Source organism: Ruegeria sp. AE4, assembly GCF_056542185.1.
In genome coordinates this window covers 90,413-112,134 of the sequence record NZ_JBQFZK010000003.1, presented here as the reverse complement: position 1 = coordinate 112,134, position 21,722 = coordinate 90,413, and the positions used below count along the sequence as shown (strand labels likewise).

26 protein-coding genes are annotated in these 21,722 nt (G+C 57.8%); 9 read left to right on the top strand and 17 right to left on the bottom strand.

Annotation, left to right across the window (positions count from 1 at the left end; translation table 11 throughout):
* Positions 1 to 20 precede the first annotated feature (20 nt).
* From phbB to yddG, 3 genes are all read left to right on the top strand, one after another.
* The gene (gene phbB, locus ACR0EK_RS07130; RefSeq protein WP_209506587.1) at positions 21 to 743 is read left to right on the top strand and encodes an acetoacetyl-CoA reductase; all 723 of its coding nucleotides are present in this window, start codon (positions 21 to 23) and stop codon (positions 741 to 743) included.
* Between the two features lie 298 nt (positions 744 to 1,041).
* Positions 1,042 to 1,989: a transcriptional regulator GcvA gene (locus ACR0EK_RS07125; RefSeq protein WP_480483103.1), complete on the top strand. Its 948-nt coding sequence runs from the start codon at positions 1,042 to 1,044 to the stop codon at positions 1,987 to 1,989.
* Complete coding sequence (gene yddG, locus ACR0EK_RS07120; RefSeq protein WP_480483101.1) at positions 1,986 to 2,852, top strand: aromatic amino acid exporter YddG; 867 nt, start codon at positions 1,986 to 1,988, stop codon at positions 2,850 to 2,852. The genes ACR0EK_RS07125 and yddG overlap by 4 nt, the downstream gene beginning before the upstream one ends.
* Here yddG and ACR0EK_RS07115 read toward each other — a convergent pair.
* From ACR0EK_RS07115 to ACR0EK_RS07105, 3 genes are all read right to left on the bottom strand, one after another.
* The gene (locus ACR0EK_RS07115; protein WP_083445267.1) at positions 2,849 to 3,013 is read right to left on the bottom strand and encodes a YdcH family protein; all 165 of its coding nucleotides are present in this window, start codon (positions 3,011 to 3,013) and stop codon (positions 2,849 to 2,851) included. The genes yddG and ACR0EK_RS07115 overlap by 4 nt on opposite strands.
* Before the next feature lie 131 nt (positions 3,014 to 3,144).
* Positions 3,145 to 3,909: a tRNA1(Val) (adenine(37)-N6)-methyltransferase gene (locus ACR0EK_RS07110; RefSeq protein WP_480967701.1), complete on the bottom strand. Its 765-nt coding sequence runs from the start codon at positions 3,907 to 3,909 to the stop codon at positions 3,145 to 3,147.
* Positions 3,906 to 4,121, bottom strand: coding sequence for a putative signal transducing protein (locus ACR0EK_RS07105; protein WP_050604033.1), 216 nt, complete (start codon positions 4,119 to 4,121; stop codon positions 3,906 to 3,908). The genes ACR0EK_RS07110 and ACR0EK_RS07105 overlap by 4 nt, the downstream gene beginning before the upstream one ends.
* Positions 4,122 to 4,177: 56 nt before the next feature.
* On the opposite strand from ACR0EK_RS07105, the gene ACR0EK_RS07100 reads away from it, so the two are divergent.
* Positions 4,178 to 5,176: a polyprenyl synthetase family protein gene (locus ACR0EK_RS07100; protein WP_267363260.1), complete on the top strand. Its 999-nt coding sequence runs from the start codon at positions 4,178 to 4,180 to the stop codon at positions 5,174 to 5,176.
* On the opposite strand, the gene ACR0EK_RS07095 is transcribed toward ACR0EK_RS07100, so the two are convergent.
* From ACR0EK_RS07095 to soxR, 4 genes are all read right to left on the bottom strand, one after another.
* The gene (locus ACR0EK_RS07095; RefSeq protein ID WP_480773345.1) at positions 5,169 to 5,990 is read right to left on the bottom strand and encodes a 4-(cytidine 5'-diphospho)-2-C-methyl-D-erythritol kinase; all 822 of its coding nucleotides are present in this window, start codon (positions 5,988 to 5,990) and stop codon (positions 5,169 to 5,171) included. The two genes, ACR0EK_RS07100 and ACR0EK_RS07095, sit on opposite strands and share 8 nt — an antisense overlap.
* Entirely contained in the window at positions 5,980 to 7,650 is a 1,671-nt protein-coding gene (locus tag ACR0EK_RS07090) for a tetratricopeptide repeat protein (protein WP_480773399.1), read from the bottom strand. Before ACR0EK_RS07090 ends, ACR0EK_RS07095 begins: the two co-directional genes overlap by 11 nt.
* A 145-nt stretch (positions 7,651 to 7,795) precedes the next feature.
* On the bottom strand, positions 7,796 to 9,442 hold the full coding sequence (locus ACR0EK_RS07085) for an electron transfer flavoprotein-ubiquinone oxidoreductase (protein ID WP_480899229.1): 1,647 nt from the start codon (positions 9,440 to 9,442) through the stop codon (positions 7,796 to 7,798).
* 136 nt (positions 9,443 to 9,578) lie between these two features.
* The gene (gene soxR / locus ACR0EK_RS07080) at positions 9,579 to 10,034 is read right to left on the bottom strand and encodes a redox-sensitive transcriptional activator SoxR (protein WP_209598669.1); all 456 of its coding nucleotides are present in this window, start codon (positions 10,032 to 10,034) and stop codon (positions 9,579 to 9,581) included.
* Between the two features lie 81 nt (positions 10,035 to 10,115).
* Here soxR and ACR0EK_RS07075 point away from each other — a divergent pair, with 81 nt between their 5' ends.
* The 3 genes from ACR0EK_RS07075 to ACR0EK_RS07065 all read left to right on the top strand — a co-directional run bounded on the left by ACR0EK_RS07075 (position 10,116) and on the right by ACR0EK_RS07065 (position 12,211).
* Positions 10,116 to 10,496: a VOC family protein gene (locus ACR0EK_RS07075; protein WP_209598670.1), complete on the top strand. Its 381-nt coding sequence runs from the start codon at positions 10,116 to 10,118 to the stop codon at positions 10,494 to 10,496.
* 234 nt (positions 10,497 to 10,730) lie between these two features.
* Positions 10,731 to 11,201, top strand: a complete 471-nt coding sequence (greA, locus tag ACR0EK_RS07070; RefSeq protein ID WP_209506599.1) for a transcription elongation factor GreA — start codon at positions 10,731 to 10,733, stop codon at positions 11,199 to 11,201.
* A 14-nt stretch (positions 11,202 to 11,215) separates the two neighbouring features.
* Positions 11,216 to 12,211: a hypothetical protein gene (locus tag ACR0EK_RS07065; RefSeq protein WP_480773347.1), complete on the top strand. Its 996-nt coding sequence runs from the start codon at positions 11,216 to 11,218 to the stop codon at positions 12,209 to 12,211.
* Here ACR0EK_RS07065 and ACR0EK_RS07060 read toward each other — a convergent pair.
* Genes ACR0EK_RS07060 through fdhD form a run of 5 tightly spaced genes read right to left on the bottom strand, consistent with a single transcriptional unit; the run spans position 12,208 to position 16,943 of the window.
* Positions 12,208 to 12,801, bottom strand: coding sequence for a GNAT family N-acetyltransferase (locus ACR0EK_RS07060; RefSeq protein WP_480967700.1), 594 nt, complete (start codon positions 12,799 to 12,801; stop codon positions 12,208 to 12,210). The genes ACR0EK_RS07065 and ACR0EK_RS07060 overlap by 4 nt on opposite strands.
* Entirely contained in the window at positions 12,798 to 14,867 is a 2,070-nt protein-coding gene (locus ACR0EK_RS07055; RefSeq protein WP_480967699.1) for a molybdenum cofactor synthesis domain-containing protein, read from the bottom strand. The genes ACR0EK_RS07060 and ACR0EK_RS07055 overlap by 4 nt, the downstream gene beginning before the upstream one ends.
* Positions 14,864 to 15,355, bottom strand: a complete 492-nt coding sequence (gene mobB, locus ACR0EK_RS07050) for a molybdopterin-guanine dinucleotide biosynthesis protein B (RefSeq protein ID WP_209506603.1) — start codon at positions 15,353 to 15,355, stop codon at positions 14,864 to 14,866. The genes ACR0EK_RS07055 and mobB overlap by 4 nt, the downstream gene beginning before the upstream one ends.
* Positions 15,352 to 16,008 carry a molybdenum cofactor guanylyltransferase MobA gene (gene mobA, locus ACR0EK_RS07045; RefSeq protein WP_480869925.1) on the bottom strand — a complete coding sequence of 219 codons (657 nt, stop codon included), beginning with the start codon at positions 16,006 to 16,008 and terminating at the stop codon, positions 15,352 to 15,354. Before mobA ends, mobB begins: the two co-directional genes overlap by 4 nt.
* Positions 16,005 to 16,943, bottom strand: coding sequence for a formate dehydrogenase accessory sulfurtransferase FdhD (fdhD, locus tag ACR0EK_RS07040; RefSeq protein ID WP_480899223.1), 939 nt, complete (start codon positions 16,941 to 16,943; stop codon positions 16,005 to 16,007). Before fdhD ends, mobA begins: the two co-directional genes overlap by 4 nt.
* On the opposite strand from fdhD, the gene ACR0EK_RS07035 reads away from it, so the two are divergent.
* Positions 16,942 to 17,652: an AzlC family ABC transporter permease gene (locus ACR0EK_RS07035; protein ID WP_480483082.1), complete on the top strand. Its 711-nt coding sequence runs from the start codon at positions 16,942 to 16,944 to the stop codon at positions 17,650 to 17,652. The two genes, fdhD and ACR0EK_RS07035, sit on opposite strands and share 2 nt — an antisense overlap.
* On the top strand, positions 17,649 to 17,981 hold the full coding sequence (locus tag ACR0EK_RS07030; RefSeq protein WP_209506607.1) for an AzlD domain-containing protein: 333 nt from the start codon (positions 17,649 to 17,651) through the stop codon (positions 17,979 to 17,981). The genes ACR0EK_RS07035 and ACR0EK_RS07030 overlap by 4 nt, the downstream gene beginning before the upstream one ends.
* Here ACR0EK_RS07030 and ACR0EK_RS07025 read toward each other — a convergent pair.
* From ACR0EK_RS07025 to ACR0EK_RS07005, 5 genes are all read right to left on the bottom strand, one after another.
* The gene (locus tag ACR0EK_RS07025; RefSeq protein ID WP_480475007.1) at positions 17,970 to 18,602 is read right to left on the bottom strand and encodes a hypothetical protein; all 633 of its coding nucleotides are present in this window, start codon (positions 18,600 to 18,602) and stop codon (positions 17,970 to 17,972) included. The two genes, ACR0EK_RS07030 and ACR0EK_RS07025, sit on opposite strands and share 12 nt — an antisense overlap.
* Positions 18,603 to 18,619: 17 nt before the next feature.
* Entirely contained in the window at positions 18,620 to 18,730 is a 111-nt protein-coding gene (locus tag ACR0EK_RS07020) for an aa3-type cytochrome c oxidase subunit IV (protein WP_480486832.1), read from the bottom strand.
* Between the two features lie 113 nt (positions 18,731 to 18,843).
* The gene (locus ACR0EK_RS07015) at positions 18,844 to 19,383 is read right to left on the bottom strand and encodes a hypothetical protein (protein ID WP_480967698.1); all 540 of its coding nucleotides are present in this window, start codon (positions 19,381 to 19,383) and stop codon (positions 18,844 to 18,846) included.
* The gene (locus ACR0EK_RS07010) at positions 19,370 to 21,211 is read right to left on the bottom strand and encodes a glycerophosphodiester phosphodiesterase (RefSeq protein ID WP_480967697.1); all 1,842 of its coding nucleotides are present in this window, start codon (positions 21,209 to 21,211) and stop codon (positions 19,370 to 19,372) included. Before ACR0EK_RS07010 ends, ACR0EK_RS07015 begins: the two co-directional genes overlap by 14 nt.
* Before the next feature lie 56 nt (positions 21,212 to 21,267).
* On the bottom strand, positions 21,268 to 21,720 hold the full coding sequence (locus tag ACR0EK_RS07005) for a DUF6173 family protein (protein ID WP_480475001.1): 453 nt from the start codon (positions 21,718 to 21,720) through the stop codon (positions 21,268 to 21,270).
* Positions 21,721 to 21,722 lie beyond the last annotated feature (2 nt).

The following is a 21,722-nucleotide window of genomic DNA, read 5'->3' as shown; positions in this document are numbered from 1 at the left end:
TAAAATTGGAGGAGTCCTAAATGGCACGTACAGCACTCGTTACCGGCGGTTCCCGCGGCATTGGCGCAGCAATTTCCAAGGCGCTCAAAGCCGAAGGATACAACGTTGCGGCCACCTATGCAGGGAATGACGAAGCCGCCGCGAAATTCACCGAAGAAACCGGCATCAAGACCTACAAGTGGAACGTCGCCGATTATGACGAATCCAAAGCGGGCATCGAAAAGGTCGAGGCCGAGGTTGGCCCCATCGACATCGTTGTCGCCAACGCAGGCATCACCCGTGATGCACCTTTCCACAAAATGACACCCGATCAGTGGAAAGACGTGATCGACACCAACCTGACCGGCGTGTTCAACACTGTGCACCCTGTCTGGCCCGGCATGCGCGAGCGCAAATTTGGCCGTGTCATCGTCATCAGCTCGATCAACGGCCAGAAAGGTCAGTTCGCTCAGGTGAACTATGCTGCGACCAAGGCGGGCGATCTGGGCATCGTTAAATCTCTGGCGCAGGAAGGCGCGCGGGCAGGCATCACGGCCAACGCGATCTGCCCCGGTTATATTGCAACCGAGATGGTGATGGCGGTGCCCGAAAAGGTACGCGAATCGATTATTGGCCAGATCCCCGCCGGTCGTCTGGGCGAACCAGAAGAGATTGCACGCTGCGTGACCTTCCTGGCCTCGGACGAATCTCAGTTCATCAACGGCTCGACCATCTCGGCCAACGGCGCCCAGTTCTTCGTCTGATCTGCAATCAGAATTGTGAAAACGGGCCGGTCCATTAGGGCCGGCCCATCCTTATCCCGTAAGATCGCGCGCGCTGCGATCAGCGGGAACCCAATACCCAATTCCACAACTGCCGGACCACCTTGCCACGCTCTTCATGCGCGCGCAGGATCGCCACTTGGGCGGCGGGATTTGTTGTCATCTCGATCATGGTAGCCGCCTTTCAATTCAGTTTTGCTTGACCTGATGTGAATATGAAGGTCACCTATGATCATGACAAACGAAGTTTCCTGAACCTTCAGTTAAGAATTTCTCGACCATGAGTGATTATCTGCCCCCACTTACCGCGCTTCGAGCTTTTGATGCCGCGGCCCGGCACATGTCCTTCGCGAAAGCGGCGGAAGAGCTGCACGTGACGCCAGCGGCCCTGTCCTTTCAGATCAAATCGCTTGAGGAGCATCTGGGTCGCCCTCTGTTCCGCCGTCTGAACCGTGCTGTGGAACTGACTGATGCGGGCCGCGCCCTGGCCCCCGGCGCGGCAGAGGGCTTTGCCACATTGCAAAGCGCGTGGCGTGCTGTACGCAGGCAGGAGGATGACACCGGATTGACCGTCACCGCAGGTCCGGCACTGACTGCAAAGTGGCTCGCACCTCGCCTTTACGAATTCGCCCGTGCACATCCGGAAATCGACCTGAAATTCTCGGCCACATTGCGCAACATGGATCTGGAGCGAGATGATGTGGATGTTGCCATCCGATTTGGCAATTCCGCCGATGAGGGGCTGTATTCCGTACCTGTAAGAAAAGAGTGGCTGACCCCGGTCATGACCCCGGAGCTAGCGGAGCAATTCACCACGCCAGACAGCCTGCGCGACGCACCGTTGATCCACGACGATTCGATCAATTTTCTGACCCCGCCCTGCGACTGGCCTGCCTGGTTCCGCGCTGTGGGTATCGATTTTATCCCCACTCATGGGGCGCATTTTTCCAACGCAGATCACGCGATTGACGCCGCTGTCGCCGGCGTTGGTGTCGCCCTTGGACGGCGCGCCATGATCCTCAAGGACTTGACCGAGGGTCGGCTGGTTGCCCCCTTCAAGGTCGCGCTGGAAACGCAGGGCCGGTTCCGGTTCCTGTGCCTTCCGGGGGCCGAAAAACGTCCTCAGATCTCAGCATTTCGGGATTGGTTCCTGACCGAGATTGAAAAGACCGCGCATATTTCGGATGAATTCGACATTATTCCGATCGAAGAGGTTTCCGGATCATGACCAAAACGCGCGCAACAGCCATCGGCTTTGGGGCCGTACTATTATGGGCTTTGCTGGCGCTTTTGACCGTCGGCTCTGCACCCACACCGCCATTGCTGTTGAACACGATCTGCTTTTCGATTGGTGGGGCACTTGGGTTGATTTGGACAGCCGCAACCGGTGGGTTTAGCGGGTTGAAACAGGTCCCCTGGACGACCTACCTGTTCGGTTCATTGGGTCTGTTCGGGTATCACGCATTGTATTTTTCAGCCCTGCGTATGGCCCCCGCGGCCGAGGCCGGGTTGATTGCCTATCTCTGGCCCCTTCTTATCGTTCTGTTTTCCGGCCTGCTGCCGGGCGAGCAGCTTCGCACTGGTCACTTGATCGGGGCATGCCTTGGCTTTGTTGGGGCTGCTTTGATCATCACCGGAGGCGGGAGCGCCGGTTTTCAGGCACAACACCTGCCGGGATATGCATTGGCCCTGCTTTGCGCCCTGACATGGTCAGGCTATTCGGTTTTGTCGCGCAAATTGGGGGGTACACCGACCAGTTCGGTTGCGGTCTTTTGTCTGATGGCTGCGATGGCTTCGGGTCTGCTGCATCTGGCCATAGAAGACACCGTGCTGCCCGACACGACACTGGGGTGGTTATCGGTATTGGCACTTGGCCTCGGGCCCGTTGGACTGGCCTTTTATGTATGGGATATCGGGGTAAAGCAGGGTGATATTCAAATGCTCGGAACCTCATCTTATGCGGCCCCGCTTTTGTCGACACTTGCTTTGGTGATGGCCGGGATCGCTGCCCCATCCTGGGGGCTGGCGATCGCGGCCTTTCTGATTACCGGCGGGGCCTTGATCGCGGCCCGTTCCAGTTTGAAATCTTAAGCAGACAGTCGCTCGATCTCTTCCTTCAGCTTGAGCTTCTGTTTCTTCAGCTGGGCTATGTGGAGATCATCGATGCCTGGCGAGCGTTGGGCTTGTTCTACTTCTAGACCGAGAGATTCGTGCTTTTTCTTCAGTTCTGTCAGATGTGCGCTCACGCTCATTGCGATCCTCCTTTTATACGTGTCTGAATGTCACGTAAGAAGTTGATCACATCGTTTCCACCCTGTCACGCTGCAGACGCACAGAATCTGAAACAAATCCGACAAAATCGGCTGGACATTGCCGGTCGTCGTCAAAACCCGGGCAGGGCAGCGGCCTTCCGGAGCACGGCCGAAACTGCATCCGTATAGCTTTCGCCGTCTTTTTCGTGACGTTCACCCGCGTGCACAATCAAAGGTGGGTGGAGGCGAAATGCCGCACGCCCTCCTTTGCGGGCGCGCAGAATGATCAGCTCAGCCTCTCGCCCTGTCCGTGGGCTTAGCGGCAACAACTCTACCGATCCCAGCAACCCCTGGCACGCTGCCAGCATGTCGGGCAGTCGATCGGCTTTCTGGATCATGTGCAGGTACCCTTTTGGCGCAAGGCGTTTGGCAGCCACTGCAATCCAGTCGGCCAACTGGGTGTCTTCGCCCAGGGCCACACTTCGTCCCGCATCCTTTGCAGGGCTATGCGCCCCCGCCCGATAATAGGGCGGATTCGCAATTACGTGATCGAACTGGCGCTGCCGAAACGCCTCAGGCAAAGCGGTCAGATCAGCTTGGACAACTTCCAGCTCTATCCGGTTGATTTCCGCATTTCTGCGGGCCAATTCCGCATAGGAAGGCTGTAGCTCGATACCTGTCAGGTGCAGACCGGGCACTCGGGAGGACAAGCAAAGAATGGCAGCCCCTGCGCCGCACCCCAGTTCCAACACGGACTGACCTGCGCTGGCCGGAACGGATGCGGCAAGCAATACCGGGTCGACCCCGGCACGATAACCCGACCGAGGTTGCAGCAATCGAACCCTGCCCCCCAAGAAATCATTGCAGCTGAGTTCACTATCGGAAAACCGGGTCATCGGCCCAGCGGAATTTCATTGTCGCGCATCACACGTTCGGCACGGGTCAGGTCTTCGGCGCGAACCATCAGTCGGCGGGGAAAGATTCCGATCCCACCTTCGAGGATGCTCATATTTACGTCCATCTGAAAGCAGTCTATATCCTCGCCTTCAAGGAGAGCGGATGCAAAGGCCAGGATCGTCGGATCGGTACTGCGCAATAGTTCTTTCATGGGGATGGATGTAAGGGCAAGGCGGGGCGGAAGTCGAGCCTTGTATCAGGAGAATGATGACCGTCGGCATGATCTCAAAACCGCATGAGCGCCTCGCTGATATATTGGCGGGTGAAATGGAGGCTGTGAATACGTTGATCCGCACCCGGATGGCGTCGGACCATGCCCCACGTATCCCCGAAGTGACCCAGCATCTGGTCGAGGCGGGCGGAAAGCGCCTGCGGCCGATGCTGACATTGGCAGCGGCGCGGCTCTTTGGCTATTCGGGCGAGCACCATGTACGCCTTGCTGCCACGGTCGAGTTCATCCATACCGCTACCCTTCTGCACGACGACGTTGTGGATGAGAGCGCGCAGCGGCGCGGACGCCCGACCGCAAATCTACTTTGGGACAATAAATCCAGTGTGCTGGTCGGTGATTACCTGTTTTCTCGCAGCTTCCAATTGATGGTCGAAACGGGTTCGCTGCGGGTTCTGGATATCTTGGCCAATGCCTCAGCAACCATCGCCGAAGGCGAGGTGCTGCAAATGACCGCAGCAACCGACCTGCGGACAGATGAAAGCGTTTACCTACAGGTCGTGCGCGGCAAGACGGCAGCTTTGTTTTCAGCTGCGACCGAGGTGGGCGGCGTGATCGCCGGTGCATCGGAAGAACAGATCAAGGCCCTGTTCGATTATGGTGACGCATTGGGGATCGCATTCCAGATTGCAGACGACCTGCTGGATTATCAAGGGGACAGCAAGACAACCGGCAAGAATGTGGGCGATGATTTCCGCGAACGAAAGCTGACCCTGCCTGTCATCAAGGCTGTTGCACAGGCCACGCCCGAAGAACGCGCTTTCTGGGAGCGTACGATCGAAAAAGGCCGCCAACAGGACGGTGATCTGGATCATGCGCTGGGTTTGATGGACAAATACGCAACGCTGGAAAAAACCCGGCAGGACGCTTTGGGCTGGGCGAATAAGGCAAAGGCATCTTTGGATGTTCTGCCCGATCATGAAATTCGCAGCCTGCTGCGCGAACTGGCCGATTACGTGGTCTCGCGCCTTAGTTAAGCTGCGTCGCACGGCACCACCAGTCAGGATGCGCCGCACCGATCTCATAGGCCGCGAAATGCGCGTCTTTCATTGTGGGATATAGGGCAAAACAGGTTGATCCTGACCCCGACATACGCGTCACAAGGACACGACTGGTCATGTTCAACTCGTCCAGAACCTGCTCGATCTCACGTGCAACGACCATGGCAGGTACCTGCAAGTCATTGCGTTGACCACGCAACCACAGGGCACAGGCTTCAGCGTCTTCAAAATCAGGGACCAGCTCAGGCATCGGCGGATTGTCTCGGGACGCCAGCGCGTTGAAAACGGCTCCTGTCGGCACCGGCACATTCGGGTTGACCAACAGGGCGGGTAGGTTCGGAAGGTTTACCGCCGCCAAACGATCGCCAATGCCTTGCATTCTGATCGCCCGGTTTTCGAGACAAACGGGCACATCTGCCCCCAGTGACAACGGCAGGTCAGGCGGGATGTCACGGCCCAGACCGCCCAGCATATTCAGCGTGGCGGCCGCATCCGATGACCCACCCCCAATACCTGCTCCGTGGGGCAGAGATTTGGTTAGGTCGATATGCCCGGTCCAACCGACACCTTCGGCCGCTTTCCAGACCAGGTTACGGCTGTCCATGGGCACGCCTTCGGCAAACTCCCCACTCACGTCCATAGTCAGCTCGGGGCCGGGTGTGAATGTCAACTGATCGCCGAGATCAGCAAAAACCACTAACGAATCCAACAGGTGATAACCGTCCTTACGACGTCCGGTCACATGCAGGGTCAGGTTGATCTTGGCGGGCGCAAACGCCTTAATTTCCATTTGCGACTTTCAAAGGTTCCGCACCTTCTTCGGCCAGAACGGCACTTAGTCCGACCTCGATCTTGCGTCGAATGCGATCTGGGTCAGCCTCGCCATCTGTGTCTTCGGGGTCAACAAAGGACAGCGCCCGCTTCCATTGGAACTCGGCCTCGCGCGCACGTCCAACAGCCCAATAGACATCCCCCAGATGATCATTGACGACCGGATCAACAGGCATCAGCTCGACCGCGCGCTCCATATGCTCGACCGCTTCTTCGTAACGACCCAGACGGAACAGAACCCAACCCAGACTGTCCACGATGTAGCCGCTATCCGGGCGGGCTTCGACCGCGCGTTGGATCATGTCCAGCGCTTCATCCAGCTTTTCTTTCCGTTCTACCAAAGAATAGCCCAAGTAGTTCAGCACCTGCGGCTGATCCGGATTCAACTCCAGCGCCCGGCGGAAATCGGTTTCAGCCTGATCCCATTGCTTCAGCCGCTCGTGGCTTATGCCGCGCGCGTAGTGCAGGAACCAATTCCCACCTGCCTGACTGTCCGTCAAAGCAATCGCAGTGTCATAAGAGGCAACCGCAGCCGCATAGTTTTCCTGACGACGCTGAAGATCTGCCAGAGAAACATGCACGCTGGGCAAATCAGGGTTTTGCAGCGCCAGGTTTTGCAGAACTTCGATGGCCGCATCGGTTTTTCCGGATTTATCCAGGATTTCGGCCCGTCCAAGTTCTGCGGCATGGTGGTCATTGCTGCCTGCCGGGACCATACGATAGGCGGCAACAGCCAGATCATACTGTTGCAGCTTGTCCAGCAATTCCGCGCTCAGCAGAATGGCGTCCACGTGGTCAGGGCGCAGAAAGCTCGCCAGTCGCGCGTAAAGCAGGACGTAGTCAGCCGAAGCCTCGCTGTTCAATGCGGCACCAACGGTAAAGAATATTTCCGCCATGCCATCCAGCGCAGAGCCCGCATGGGTGAACGGAAGCGTCTCGCCCGCGGTCAATTGGCCGGTATAGGCTTCAATGGTCGGATCGCTACCGGAAACAAACACATCGTCCAGAAATCGAATGGCGTCTTCGTTGCGATCCAGCTGTGACAGCACCTCTGTACGGGCCAGCGCGGCCCGACGCGAGAACCGCGCAACCGCGTCGTTATTATCCGCAAATATCACCTCGGCACCTTCGAAATCGCCGATAGAGGCCAATGCCATGGCTTTGTGATACAGCGCAAATTCCCTGAGGCCTTCCTGCGTGGCCACGGCATCGAACTGCTCCATGGCCTTTGTCATTTCACCTTGCCCCAGATGGGCCCATGCGATCATCAGTCCATCAACTAAAGGACCGATCCCCTGCGTTTCAGGGTCACGCGCCAGAAGTTCGTCAAACTTGCCGTCAGCAATCAAATTGGCCGAAATCGCCATGCGCGCGGCCTGACTGGGAAGGTTGGCTTCCTCGATCTGCTTTGCAACGGGCAAAGCACGGGCAATTTCCCCCAGCGCAAGGCGGGCGACAACAACGCTTTCCAAGAGCAGCGCGTTTTCCGGATCAAACCTGAGAGCCTGGGCGTAGTATCTTTCCGCCGCAGAATAGTCGCTTTCGTAGATCGCCTGACGCCCGGCCAGATATGAACCGGCACCCGAATCCGAATAGGCCGGAACTGCGACCGACGACATGAGCAGCACGGACAATGCCGCGCGACGAACCAGGGAAACCACCGAAATCCTGCCTTACTATCGTTGACTGACGGTTAAGCTAGGGCTTCGGTCGGCAAGAGGCAATGGCAGAGCCTTCACGACCCTGCCATTGCCGGTTTTTTGCTTACATGTTCGGATAGTTTGGTCCGTCGCCACCCTGCGGCGTGGTCCAGGTGATATTCTGGCTTGGATCCTTGATGTCGCAGGTTTTGCAGTGAACGCAGTTCTGGAAGTTGATGACGAATCGCGGACCGTTGTCATCCTCGACCATTTCGTACACGCCTGCCGGGCAATAGCGCTGCGCCGGTTCGTCGAACTTGGGCAGGTTGACCTTGACCGGGATATCCGGGTCCGTCAGGCGCAGGTGGCAGGGCTGGCTTTCCTCGTGATTGGTTGCCGCAAAGGACACGTTGGTCAGACGGTCAAAGGACAGCGTGCCGTCGGGCTTGGGATAATCGATCGGCTTGTGCTTGCTGGCTTCCTCGGTCGACTGGGCATCGTTCTTGCCATGTCCCAGCGTACCAAAGAGCGAAAAGCCCAATGTGTTGGTCCACATGTCCAGACCACCCAGCACCAGCGAAGGGATCATGCCCCACTTGGACCACATCGGCTTGACGTTGCGCACCTTCTTCAGGTCCTTGCCAATTGCGCCATTGCGGACATCGGCCTCGTAAGCGGTCAACTCATCGCCTGAACGGTCAGCCTTGATCGCGTCATAAGCAGCCTCTGCCGCGGCCTTACCCGACAGCATCGCGTTGTGGTTGCCCTTGATGCGCGGCACGTTGACCATGCCTGCAGAACAGCCCAGCAGCGCCACGCCCGGTGCCACCAGCTTGGGCATCGACTGAAGGCCGCCTTCGGTGATCGCACGGGCACCGTAAGCCACGCGCTTGCCGCCTTTCAGCAGCTCGGCCACCATCGGGTGATGCTTGAAGCGCTGGAATTCCATGTAGGGGTACAGGTGCGGGTTCTTGTAGTTCAGGTGAACCACAAAGCCGACATAGACCTGATTGTTTTCAAGATGATAGATGAACGACCCGCCGCCTGCGTTGCCGCCCAGAGGCCAGCCCATTGTGTGCGTGACCGTACCTTCCTTGTGCTTTGCCGGATCGATCTCCCAGATCTCTTTCATGCCGACGCCGTATTTCTGCGGCTCTTTGCCGGCAGACAGGTCATACTTGGCGATGACTTCCTTGGACAGTGAGCCGCGCACACCTTCCGACAGGAAGACGTATTTGCCGTGCAGTTCCATGCCAGGCTCAGTATTGGGGCCATAAGAGCCGTCCGCTTCCAGACCAAAGACACCGGCCACTACGCCTTTGACTTCACCGTTATCGCCGTAAACCAGTTCGGAACAGGCCATGCCGGGGAAGATTTCCACGCCCAGTTCCTCAGCCTGCTCGGCCATCCAGCGGCAGACATTGCCCATCGAAACGATGTAGTTGCCATGGTTGTTCATCAGCGGCGGCATCGGGAAGTTGGGGATGCGGATTTTACCTGCCTCGCCCAGCATGTAGAAATTGTCTTCATGCACCGGCACGTTCAGCGGAGCACCCTTAGCCTTCCAATCCGGGATCAAAGCATCCAGCCCGCAGGGATCGAGCACTGCGCCAGACAGGATATGAGCGCCCACTTCCGAGCCCTTTTCCAGAACGACAACGTTCAGATCCGCATCCAGCTGTTTCAGACGAATGGCCGCCGACAGGCCCGCAGGACCTGCGCCTACGATCACCACGTCATATTCCATTGCTTCGCGTTCAATCTCGGCCATCGCGGGCTCCCTAGCTTACTTTCCGAATTGGCGCTGTCACTGCAGGATCTGCGCAATTTTGTTTCACGGCTGATTACATGGTCAGTAAGACTTTGGTCAATCGAAACACGGCGTAACAAGGGCGCTATTCGACACATCAGTCCTCTGGTGCATCACCCATCAGGTATCTGGGACCGCTACCATGGGATTTTGCCCTGTCATCGGGGTTATAAAGCTTGCATTTCGGCAAGCTGAGGCACCCACACCCGATGCAGCCGTCCAGATTGTCGCGCAATCGCATCAGGGTATCGATTCGCTGATCCAGATGAGTGCGCAACCGCACGCTTATGGCTTTCCAATCCTGTGGTGTCGGTGTTCGCTTTCCCGGCAAGCCCGACAAGACCTCGCGAATTTCAGGCAAGGTCAGGCCGAACTGCTGTGCGATCATGACAAAGCTCAGCCGCCGGATATCTGCCCGCTGGTAACGTCGCTGCCCACCTGCATTGCGCCAGGGCGCGATCAAACCCTGTGCTTCGTAATACCGGATCGCCGAAACGGCCAACCCCGTACGTCGGGCCAATGCCCCGATTGCCAACCCTTCTGAAACAGCCATGTCGCCCTCGAAGAAATACCTTGACCTAAAGTTAGGTTTAGAAATTACGGTGAGTCGAAACAAGCCAAAAAAGGAGATCCCATGATGGCAACGCTTGAACATACCAATTTCACTGTCAGCGACCCACAGGCCTCGGCCGCCTGGATGCAGCAGGTCTTTGGCTGGAAAACACGGTGGGAAGGACCCGCAATATCAGGCGGATACACGGTGCATGTCGGATCGGCCCACACCTATCTTGCGCTTTACAAACCAGATGCGCCGAAACCATTGGTCGAAAGCAGCTACGATATCGTCGGCGGGCTGAATCATGTTGGTGTTCTGGTCGAAGATATCGATGCAACCGAGGCCAAGGTGCGCAAGGCCGGGTTCGAACCCCATAATCATGCCGATTACGAACCGGGGCGTCGGTTCTATTTCAGGGATGACAACGGCATCGAGTTTGAAGTGGTTCAATATGATTGAGATGCTGTGGCTCTGCACGCCTTCAAAGCGATGGTGCAAGGGTGGGCAACCGGACCATCGCCATAGGCCACACCCGAAACAATCCCGCCGGCGCAATGTTGCAAATTGATCGCTGCACCTGCTGACACCCCTTGCAATTCACGTGGTATTTGGGTCAGGTAATCGTCAACCTAGGACTCGCCCCGACGCTTCTGTGCGGCGGGGCGAGTCAGTTTATGCGTGGACGTAGAGAGTATGGAAAAGATCCCGATGACGCCTGCGGGCAATGCCGCACTCGCAGCTGAGCTGAAGAACCTCAAATCCGTCGAACGCCCTGCGATCATCGAAGCCATCGCATCGGCGCGAGAACTTGGCGACCTGAAAGAAAACGCCGAATATCATTCAGCCCGCGAAAAGCAGGGGTTTATCGAAGGTCGCATCAAGGAACTGGAAGGTATCCTGTCACTGGCGGATGTAATTGACCCTGCAAAACTGTCTGGCGCGATCAAGTTTGGCGCAAAGGTTACATTGGTTGACGAGGATACCGACGAAGAAAAGACGTGGCAGATCGTCGGTGAATATGAAGCCAATATCGAAGCTGGCCTTTTGAATATCAAATCCCCCATCGCCCGCGCCCTGATCGGCAAGGACGAAGGTGACAGTGTCGAGGTGCGCACCCCTGGCGGCGTGCGCTCTTATGAAATTCTGAGTATCAAGTACGCCTGACCGGAGCGCATGTAATGTCGGGGCCCAAACCTGACCCGGAAACTGAAAGACCGACTTCGCTGGGCATCTATGACCGCCCAAAGGCACCGTCTGTCACCGAGATTGAGATTGCCGCACTGGTGCTCAGCCTGATTTGGCTGGTGGTGTCGGTTGTTTTTCTGGTGTTGCCAGATAAGGCGCAGAGCGGTGGTTTTGTTGTCACCTTTCTGGCCGTTTTCATGCCTGTGGCGATGATCTGGGTCGCGGCCACTGCCATGCGTGCCAGCCGCGTGATGCGCGAGGAAAGCGCGCGGCTGCAAACTGCGATTGATGCGATCCGTCAGGCTTATGTGGCGCAGCAGCAGCGCGCATCCAGCACCTACGAACCTACGGTAGCAAAGAAACTGGATGAGATCGCAGCCGCGACGCGAAAAACCGAAAGCGCGCTGGCAACATTTTCGACCAAGCGCACAACGCCCCCTTACGCCCCTGCAAAACCACTCGTTGCGGGTGCTCAAACCTCGCTTGAACTGGGCACATCTGCGGAAGAAATTGCGCCACCGCTGAGCACCGATATCTTTATCCGCGCCTTGAACTTCCCGGAAACTCAGAATGACACCGAAGGGTTCAATGCCCTGCGCGTGGCGCTGAAAGACCGCAAGACGGCGCAGATCGTGCAAGCCTCGCAGGATGTTCTTACACTGCTCAGCCAGGAAGGCATCTATATGGACGACCTGCGCCCTGACATGGCCCGGCCCGAAATCTGGCGTCAGTTCGCGCAGGGCGCGCGGGGTCGCGCTGTCGCCTCGCTGGGGGGTGTACGCGACCGGTCCTCGCTGGCGCTGACAGCTGCGCGGATGAAACAGGATCCCATTTTTCGCGACGCCGCCCACCATTTTCTTCGCCGCTTCGACAAGATGATGGCCGAGTTCGAGCCCACCGCAAGCGATGCAGAACTGAGCGCGTTGGGTGAGACCCGCACCGCGCGGGCGTTCATGTTGCTGGGGCGCGTAGCCGGGACGTTTGATTAATCAGGCAAAACGATCCAAGACATCTTGGTCGCGCTGCTGAAACCAAACACATAACTTAAAGGCCCAGTTTTTTCTTCACCCACAGCCCGAAATCCTTCGCGCTCATATAAAGCGCGGGCGCGGGGGTTTGTGTCGATAACGTCAAGCTGAACCACTGACATGTTTTGTTTCCGCGCTTCACACTTAACGGCACCCAGCAAGGCAGTACCAACCCCTTTGCCACGCGAGCCCGCGGCCACAAATATGCCATCCATCTGAAACACGCCGGGTTTCAGTTCGCGCTCCAAAATGCTGAGGATGAGGGCGCGCCAAATGGCCCCAAGCCAGCCATAGACCTTTGCTAGGTCTGACATTCCGCCTCCGGCCAATGCACCATCGCGTGTCTTGAAACCTGCAAGCCCCAAAATCCGGTCTTCCTTGTCCCGTGCAACAAGCGCGAAATCCGGGTTCAACGAAGTTTCGAAAAAAGCCAGCCCCTTCTCATCCGGACCCATGACTTTGTTCAGTTTCGCCGAAAATGCCTGCCAGAACAGGGTCGCCACCAGTGTGCGTTCCGCATCAGAAAAACCGCGTGAGACCGTTATTTTCACAACCCAAAACTGCCATACGGGATAAACCGAACCATATCACCGGGTTGGATATGCCGGGCACCATCTTCTATTTCGACCAGCCCTTCGGCCCAGCTGAGCCCGCTGATCCGGCCCGACCCTTCTGACTTGAAGACTTCAACCCGGCCATCCCGTATGCGCGCGCGCAGGTATTCGCGGCGGCCCGGTTTCTTGCGTTTTTCAAAGGCAGCGGGCACTTCGAACCCTTGCGGCTCGATCCAGCCTTCGCCAGACATCAGGCCCAGCGCCGGTCGCGCAAAGATTAGGGTGCAGACCAAGGCGGCAACGGGATTGCCGGGCAGTCCAAAGACCGGAGTTCCGGACCACAACCCCAAAGCCAGAGGGCGACCGGGTTTCAAGGCGATCCGCCAGTGTTGCATCGCCCCCGCCTGGCGCAGCAAGGCAGATACGTGGTCTTCGTCACCAGCAGAAGCGCCACCACTCGTCAGTATCACATCTGCCTGTTCCGCAGCCTGATCCAGCCGTTCCCGCAGGGCGTCCCGATCATCTGAAACACGCCCCATATCCACTGGTACAAACCCCAGCCTTTCGACCAGAGACAACAGCATCGGGCGGTTGGCGTCGAATATCTGTCCCGGTCCGGCGCGTTCTCCGGCGTCGACCAGTTCATCACCGGTCGATACCACGGCGACACGCAGCGGTTTGCGCACCTTCACCTCGGCAATGCCCAAAGCGGTGAGCAGCGCAAGATCAGCCGGTGTCAATCGGCGCCCTGTAGGCAGGGCCAGATCGCCTGCGGCCACATCCTCGCCCGCTTGCCTGGTATTTGCCCCCTTTTTCAGCGGGCCGTGGAATGCGATATGCCCGTCTTTAACTGTGACATCCTCTTCCAGAATAACCGTATCCACCCCGTCAGGCAGCGCGGCACCCGTCAGAACGCGCACTGCCTGACCCTCGGGAACATCACCGTCGAACGGGATACCGGCTGCTGCACGCCCATCGACCAGCGGCAGGACCTGTGGCCCATCTGAAACCGGACCAGCGAACCCAAACCCATCCACGGCTGTATTCGGCTGCGGCGGGTTGGAACGTTGGGCTATCACATCCTCTGCCAGAATGCGCCCACTCGCCTTGTTCAGCGCGACCACCTCGACCGAGGTAATCGGATGCAACCTGTCGCGCAAACAGGCCAAGGCGTCATCAACCGGCGTCCACTCCACACCCGCTGGCAGCGCAAAACAATCGTTGCGCAATGGTGGCGGGACTATGTTCGGCTTTTTCTGAGTCACACCCAATATCCAGCCTTCCTCTGCCGCTGAAACATCTAATTGCGCTTTCAACTCCTGCTCTGTCAAACGCGACAGAGTCAAGGCGATCAGTTCGACCTGCCAAGCATCCTTGATCCGCCCGTCCGGTGGCGCACCCAAGGTGAGCGACGGCCAGATTTCCACAAAGGCGATGGGTCTATCCAACGACTCGAACGGCCAGACCGCGACTTGTCCGGCAAAGCGATGGCGGAGCCTGCTCAGAACTGGAAGCCCCATCATCACCTGCCCACCGACCGCGCCTGCACCCGCCATCTGCCAGCAGGTGAAACTGCCTTTTGCCAAGGCTTCAACCGCACGACGGTCGGAAAACGGATTGGAATAGCCCGTCTTGGTTCGCGGCAAACCATCAATGTCACGCCCGAGGCCATTCATCCAAAATGGGCCTCTTCCTCCGAATTGTCGATTGATCCGGCCTGCCAAGTCAAAACGATTGTTCGTTTTCGGACCGTCCTCGACATGTTGTTCGAACCAGTCCCACAAGGTCAAGGGGTCATCCGTTCCGGTGATCGCGCGGGCAAAGCCCTTCGGGTATCCAAAAGGGAAATCGAACCCCAGAAACAGGCGGCGACCTGCCTTTAGTTCGGTGCGGATCAGGGCATCCAGCCACGCCTCGGCAAGCGCCCGGTTGCGTAGGTATTCAGGTTCCTGTGCCTGCCCTTCACGCACAATACAGACCCAGATCGCGTCTTTGCGCGGCGTTGGTCCGGTGTCATTTCCACCAGACCAGTCCACCATGGCAAAGGTCTGGAACGGGGTCACAAACCGACCTCATCCAATATGAAGTCCGCGATCCTGACTGTGTCGTTCAGGTCGAAAACCGGACGATCCAGTTCCAGCGCCGTGTCGCTGGCAACGGCACGAATAGTTTCGTTTTCAATCGCAATCAGAGGATTTCCCGCCTCGGCGCGAAACGCCTCGATCTTTGGGTGGCCTTCCCGCTTGAAGCCTTCAACCAGCACCAGATCAACCGGTGAAAGCCGCGCCAGCAGTTCGCCCAATGGCGGCTCGGGTGCGCCGCGCAGCTCCTGCATCAAGGCGACGCGCTGCCCCGACGCAAGCAACACCTCGCTGGCGCCAGCAACGCGGTGACGATGACTGTCCGTGCCCGGCTGATCCACATCGACGCCGTGATGCGCGTGCTTGACGGTTGAGACGGCAAAGCCCCGCCCCGTGATCTCGGCCACCAGCCGTTCCATCAGCCCTGTTTTGCCTGCGTTTTTCCAGCCAGTGACGCCGTAGACTCTCATACCTGCTCCAACAATGTCCGGGCGCGGTCCAAATCGTCAGGCGTATTGACGTTGAAGAACGGATCAAACGGGTCAGCCTGGAACAAAGCCTCGCGCCCGTCGTGTTTATCAGTCCACAGCACGACCTTGCGCAACCCGTCCGTCAGAGCCGCCCGCAGATCATCGCGCAGAGCCACAGGCCAGAGCCCAAAGGTCGGGTGCCGGTTGACGCGCCTGCCGCCACCGGACTTCAGCGCTTCGTCGCCCGTTCGCGGAGTAGTGGCCAAGACCAGAGGATGCGCCTGCCCCGCTGCCGCCTCTTGCAGACGCGCCACCAGATCACGCGGGAAGAACGGAGTATCTGCGGCAGCCGTCACGATGCTGTCGGCCCCCTGATCTGCCGCCCAATCTAGCCCCGCCAAAACGCCGGCCAAAGGGCCAGCGAAGCCTTCAATTGTGTCAGGAAGAACAGGTAGCGTCAGATCGCTGAAACGCTTGGGGTCACCATTTGCGTTCAGGGCCAAACCATCGACTTGAGGAGACAGCCGATCAACGACATGGGACAGCAGGGTCTGCCCGCCAACCTTCAACAGGCCTTTATCACCACCACCCATCCGGGTGGCCTGCCCGCCTGCGAGGATAACGCCGAGAGGTTTTCTGTTTTCATCACTCATTGGCTACTCTTCCGCCGGTGTTTCCTGTCTTCGGCCACAACCGTCGACGGGTCCACATCACGAACCAACCGTTCCTCACCGGAAAGACAAACAAAGCGCTGTCCGCGCATCCGACCGATCAGCGTAAGGCCGACCTCACGCGCGATCTCGACACCCCAGGCGGTAAAGCCGGAACGGGACGCCAACACGGGAATGCCCATCATCGCCGTTTTGATCACCATCTCGGATGTCAGGCGACCGGTGGTGTAAAGGATCTTGTCCTCTGCCGAAGCACCCTCGGACAGCATCCAGCCTGCGATCTTGTCGACAGCGTTATGGCGACCCACGTCTTCCATATAAACCAGCGGGCGGTTTTCGCGGCACAGTACAGTCCCATGAATTGCCCCGGCCTCAAGATAAAGCGACGGGGTGCGGTTGATCTTGGCCGCCAGTTCGTAAAGCCACGAGGTCCGCACCTGCACTTGTGGCAGTTGAACGCCCTCAAGGCCCTCCATCATGTCCCCGAACACCGTTCCCACAGCGCAGCCACTGGTGCGTGTCTTTTTCTTCAGCTTGTCTTCGTACGAAGTCGCGCGTGCGGTGCGGACAACAACGGTTTCAAGATCATCATCGTAATCGACACGGGTAATCTCATCATCAGCCAGCAACATGCCCTGATTTCGCAGAAAACCCAGCGCCAGGTACTCGGGATAATCGCCAATGGTCATCGCCGTCACAATTTCCTGCGCGTTGAGGAAGATCGTCAGTGGGCGCTCTTCAACCACTGAAATCTGACTGACCTCGCCATTCTGGTCCACCCCCTCGACCGCACGGGTCAGGCGGGCCGCGCCCGGATCAGGAGCGATTACATAGTCTGACACGTCGGTTTCGGTGACCAATTGCAACCCCTCCACAAGACCGATACTGCTGCTGGCGTCACCATAGGATTTAGCCATGGCCTCTGCCACATCCAAGTCATACTTCTGGAAAGGTTTTCGCGACGGCACACCGTTTGTCTTCGTGGCTGTGCCTTTTGGTCTGTTGTTCGGTGTCTTCTCGACAGAAGCCGGGTTGAATATCGTGCAGACCATCGCCTTTTCCATCACCGTTTTTGCAGGCGCTGCGCAGTTTACAGCTCTGCAACTTCTGCAGGATGAAACGCCGACAATCATCGTTTTGATCTCAGCCCTGGCAGTGAACCTGCGGGTTGCGATGTATTCCGCATCACTGACGCCGTTTCTGGGTGCCGCGCCCTTGTGGCAGAGAGCATGTGCGGCTTACCTGATCGTTGATCAGTCTTACGCCTGTTCAATCGCGCAGTTCGAAAAAGAGCCTGATCTGACGATCCCCCAGCGAATGGCCTATTTCCTGGGTTCGGTCACTCCGATCACACCGCTGTGGGTTTTGGGAACCTGTCTGGGTGCCGTGCTGGGTGCTCAAATACCGGAAAGTTGGGCGCTGGACTTTGCCCTGCCGATCACCTTTCTGGCGATGATTGGGCCAATGATGCGTACGCTGGCCCATGTCATCGCCGCCCTGGTCGCCATTGTTGTTGCCCTGCTGACCGTGAGTGTGCCGTTCAATCTGGGCCTGCTGATCGCGGGCGCAGCAGGGATGATGGCCGGTGCGCAGGCGGAATTGATGCTAAAGCGGAACACGCTATGAACCAGATCGACCAGACAACAATATGGATCATCATCGTGGGTCTTGCGGTGGGCAGCTATGCTTTGCGCTTTACCTTCATCGGTCTCGTCGGTGATCGCCCGATGCCGCCCTGGTTGTTACGTCACCTTCGATATACAGCCGTGGCCATCCTGCCCGCACTGATCGCGCCGCTGGTGGTTTGGCCTGCGGCCACCGAAGGACAACCGGATATACCCCGTATGTCGGCCGCAGCGGTTGCATTGTCTGTCGGCATTCTAACCAAGAACGTCCTGGCGGCCATTTTTACCGGGGCGGCAACACTTTACACATTGCTGTATCTAGTTGGATGAAGCCGCGTCCAGCTGGTTCAGGCGCGCATTGTTGAACGCCAGTCCCTTTTGCAGGTCCGCGTCGTCGTTTTCACGGTATTCCGCCGTTTGAACGCCTTGCAACGCCCCAAACTGATCGGACAGTTTGACCGGATAGAATGTGGTCGTGATCTGTTCGAACCCCGGAACCTGCTGCAACAGCTGCGAGGTAGAGTTTGCACAGAATGCACCAGCCACCGGGCCCATCTGCTTGGCCAGTTGCAATGCAATTTCGGCCTGCTGCGGAGTGACCTCGATCGTCTGGATGCGCGCATAATGTGTTTCGCGGGCGTGGCTGCTGCGATACGCACGTTCGACATTCGGGGTAATACCGTACAGCACATCGTTCCTGATCGGTACAACATCCGCCCGGAACGATCCTGCCGGGTCGAAAATAACCCGCTCACTGCCGCTGATCATCAACGACGTATGCGCACCCGAACCGGTCCGGGTGCTGATCATCGTGTACAAGGTCAGGGTCGATGGCCCCGGATCGCGATAGGAGCGGGACGTAATTTCAGTCTGATCCGCTTGCGGGCGCTGCGATGCAGCGCAACCAGCCAACGTTGCGGCCACAAGACACGCAGTCAATATCCTGAGCAAAGCCGCCCCCGAGTTGCTTACGAGGCGAAAACTGCCAGGAACAGGCACAACAAGGCGATTGCAACCACACACCAGGTGGTGGCTTTGATGAAACCGTTAAAAGTTTTGGTTTGAACGTCGATGTTCATTTCGCCGTGTTTGTGTTCAGCCATGAGTCTCAGAATCCCAATTCGCGTGTTTGACTTGTTGGATAATGGAAAACAAAACGCCTGTCACCACGTCATTCGCGCGCAGGGCGCGCTTACTTGAGGACCGAGCACCCGGGATACCCAAACCCCCACCGCCAGGGCAGGCCGCTGCACGGCCCGCCACCGAAACGAACCGCCCCATACATGGCATCCGCTGTGATCGCATGAATGGAGCGGATCTGATCAGGTTCCATATCATAGCGATCGGCATATTGGTCAGCATACAGATCTCCATGCGCCGCAACACAGGCATGCAGGGCATCATCCGCCGCTAAACGCGCGTCATAGCTTTCCTCGGCCGAATCCGTTCCGCCAGCGTTGTGATATGCCCGGTCGTGGATCACACAACAGTTTTCCCATGGCGGATGTTCTTCAAAAAGCTCGCCAACCTGTGGGAATTGCTTTGCCACCCAGCGCCAGCTTGCGGACAACCCACCCGAACACCCGTCTGTTTCGAATGGTTGCAGCTCGGCTCCGTCGCTCTGGTCCATCAAGGCGTGATGGGCAGGCATTTCGAACCGGCGCATCAAGTCCTGTGCCAAGGCAACATGCGGAATGATGAGTAACAGCAGCGACAGATTAAGGGCTTTCATCGCGCATCGCCTTGGTGTCGACCTGTAATCCGAATGTCGTGGCCAGCCACAGCATCAGCCGCTCTGCCGGTCCCATTTCAGCGCGCACGCGAAGAACCTCATTGGCCATGGCCGGGCGATCGGTTATCAGGCCATCAACACCCATAGACGCCATTTTAGACATTTGCAGCGGATCGTTCACTGTCCAGACATAGATATCCTTGCCGGCATCGTGAACCTTTCGGATCAGACCCGGCGTCGCCATCCCTGCGTTAACGGCGACAAACTCGCCCTCCAACCCCGACAGATCACCAACGGCTGTGGCCGCCAATACACCCGAACGCCAGTCCGGGCGCAGTTTCTTCATCTTTTGGACGGCCGGATATTTCAACGACATGGTGGCGACCTCGTCCTGCATCTCCAACTCTTCCACCAGATTGATCACCCGGTTTTCCAGATCAATATCATGGCCATAGTATTTCAGTTCGATAAGAACCCTGGACTTGCCTTTGGCCGCCTCCAGCACATCACGCAGAGTTGGCGTTCGTTCCGAGGCGTATTCCGGATCAAACCAGCTGCCGATGTCGATATCTGCCACATCCGCCATCGTTGCATCCCAGACCTTCAGGTTAACACCCGCCAGCTTCATGAAATCGCTGTCATGGGCCACGATGATCACATCATCCGCAGATTCCTGAACGTCGATTTCAACCCAATCCGCGCCGTCCTCGATGGCTTTCAGAACCGAGGCCATCGTGTTTTCCGGCCGCAAGGCCGCTGCACCCCGGTGGCCAATGACCTCGGCATGATCCGGGGCCTGCACACGTTCCAGCAGACTTTGACCTGACCAAAGGCCAATAACCAACGCGGCAAGGGATGCGCCCACTGTCACAAATACAGGCGCCCGAATTTTCCGGGGTTCTGGGTGGGCGATCTTTTTTGCGTCAATATCGAAAAACCCGTCCAACAAGACGGCCAACGCGCCCAGCGCCGTTGCCGCCAGAACCAGCCCCGCCAATGACCACAGCCCTGCGACGACAAAACTGAAGGTCAGGGCCAGCTTGAGGTTGCTGCCGTCCTGCACGGGTACGAAAGTAAACAAAAGGCTGGCCACTGCGGCAATCAAAGCGGCGATGACAAGGCGCATCCCCAGCCAAAGGGCAAGTTCGATCTTCAACCGCCCGCGCCTGCCTTCGATCTTCTGCGCACTTTGGGCAAACGCCGTTCGGGGCGCAGTTCGTTCGAAAAGGACCAAATGCAGGGCCAGCGCCCAGGCGGACAGGCGACGGATCAAAAGCCACGCCAGTACAAGAACAACCACTCCGATCAGAAGAACCGCCACCTTGAAGGCGGGGGGGCGGAAGGTCAGGTAATAGTTGATGTCGTATTCAGTCAGCTTCCACCACGCGATCAGGCCAGCGACAGCCACGAATGGCAGGGCAAGCAACAGGACACGCAGGATGAAACGCACGGCAAATCCGAACAACGCCGGGAAACGGGACAGGATCAACGCGAGCGCCGCACTGCCAGCGCGCCAGGGATCTTGTTCGCCCATACGCAGCGACCCGGCCATGACCGAGAACACAAAGACCTCGGCCAGCAGAAACAGGCTCAGAACTACAACAGACGAGATAAACCCGACCGGAGACAGCAGGAACATGGCAATGTCCTGATCCGTCAAGGCCGTCTGGTCAGACAGAGAGACTGCCAGATTGACCGTCAGTGCCACCCCTGGCGCAATCAGCGCAACAAGCAGTAATCGCACAGCGATATAAATTGGCACAAAAACCCGACGCCGGGCCCAAGCCCCCGCGTAGGCATGTGTTACGGCATGGAAATATCTGTTCACGCGGTCGCCTCCGAACTGATTCATTCATTCAAAGGCGCGCAAACGTGAATTGCAAGTCAGCTGTCTTTCAGGTCCGCAGCCAGGCGGAACCCGATGCGGTTGGCTGGCTTGTCTTCAACCGATTTGGGAAGCGCACGCAACATCACGTTCAACTGGCTGACATGTTGCACCAGTTGCGTGCGGGCTCCGGTCCCGTCGGACCCGTAAAAGGTTATCATGTCGGGGTCGAAATAACCCATCCCCTCGATCCGCATCACGCCTGCATCGCCGCCAGTGAAACCCATGGCGACCTCATGATCGCCGTCCAATGTCTGTTCGAAATTCTGGATATACAGGATTAGCCGCTCGTAGGCCCATTGTGCGGGGCTTTTGCTGGCCACCGGTTTTTTCAGCGTCTCTGGCAGTTTTTTGGTTCCGGATTCGGCTTTCGGATCGGCGTGCACCTCGTAACATCTTGGCAACGCTGCGGCTTCTGCGGCCTCGGCCGAGGTTTCGATCTGGTCCTGCATTC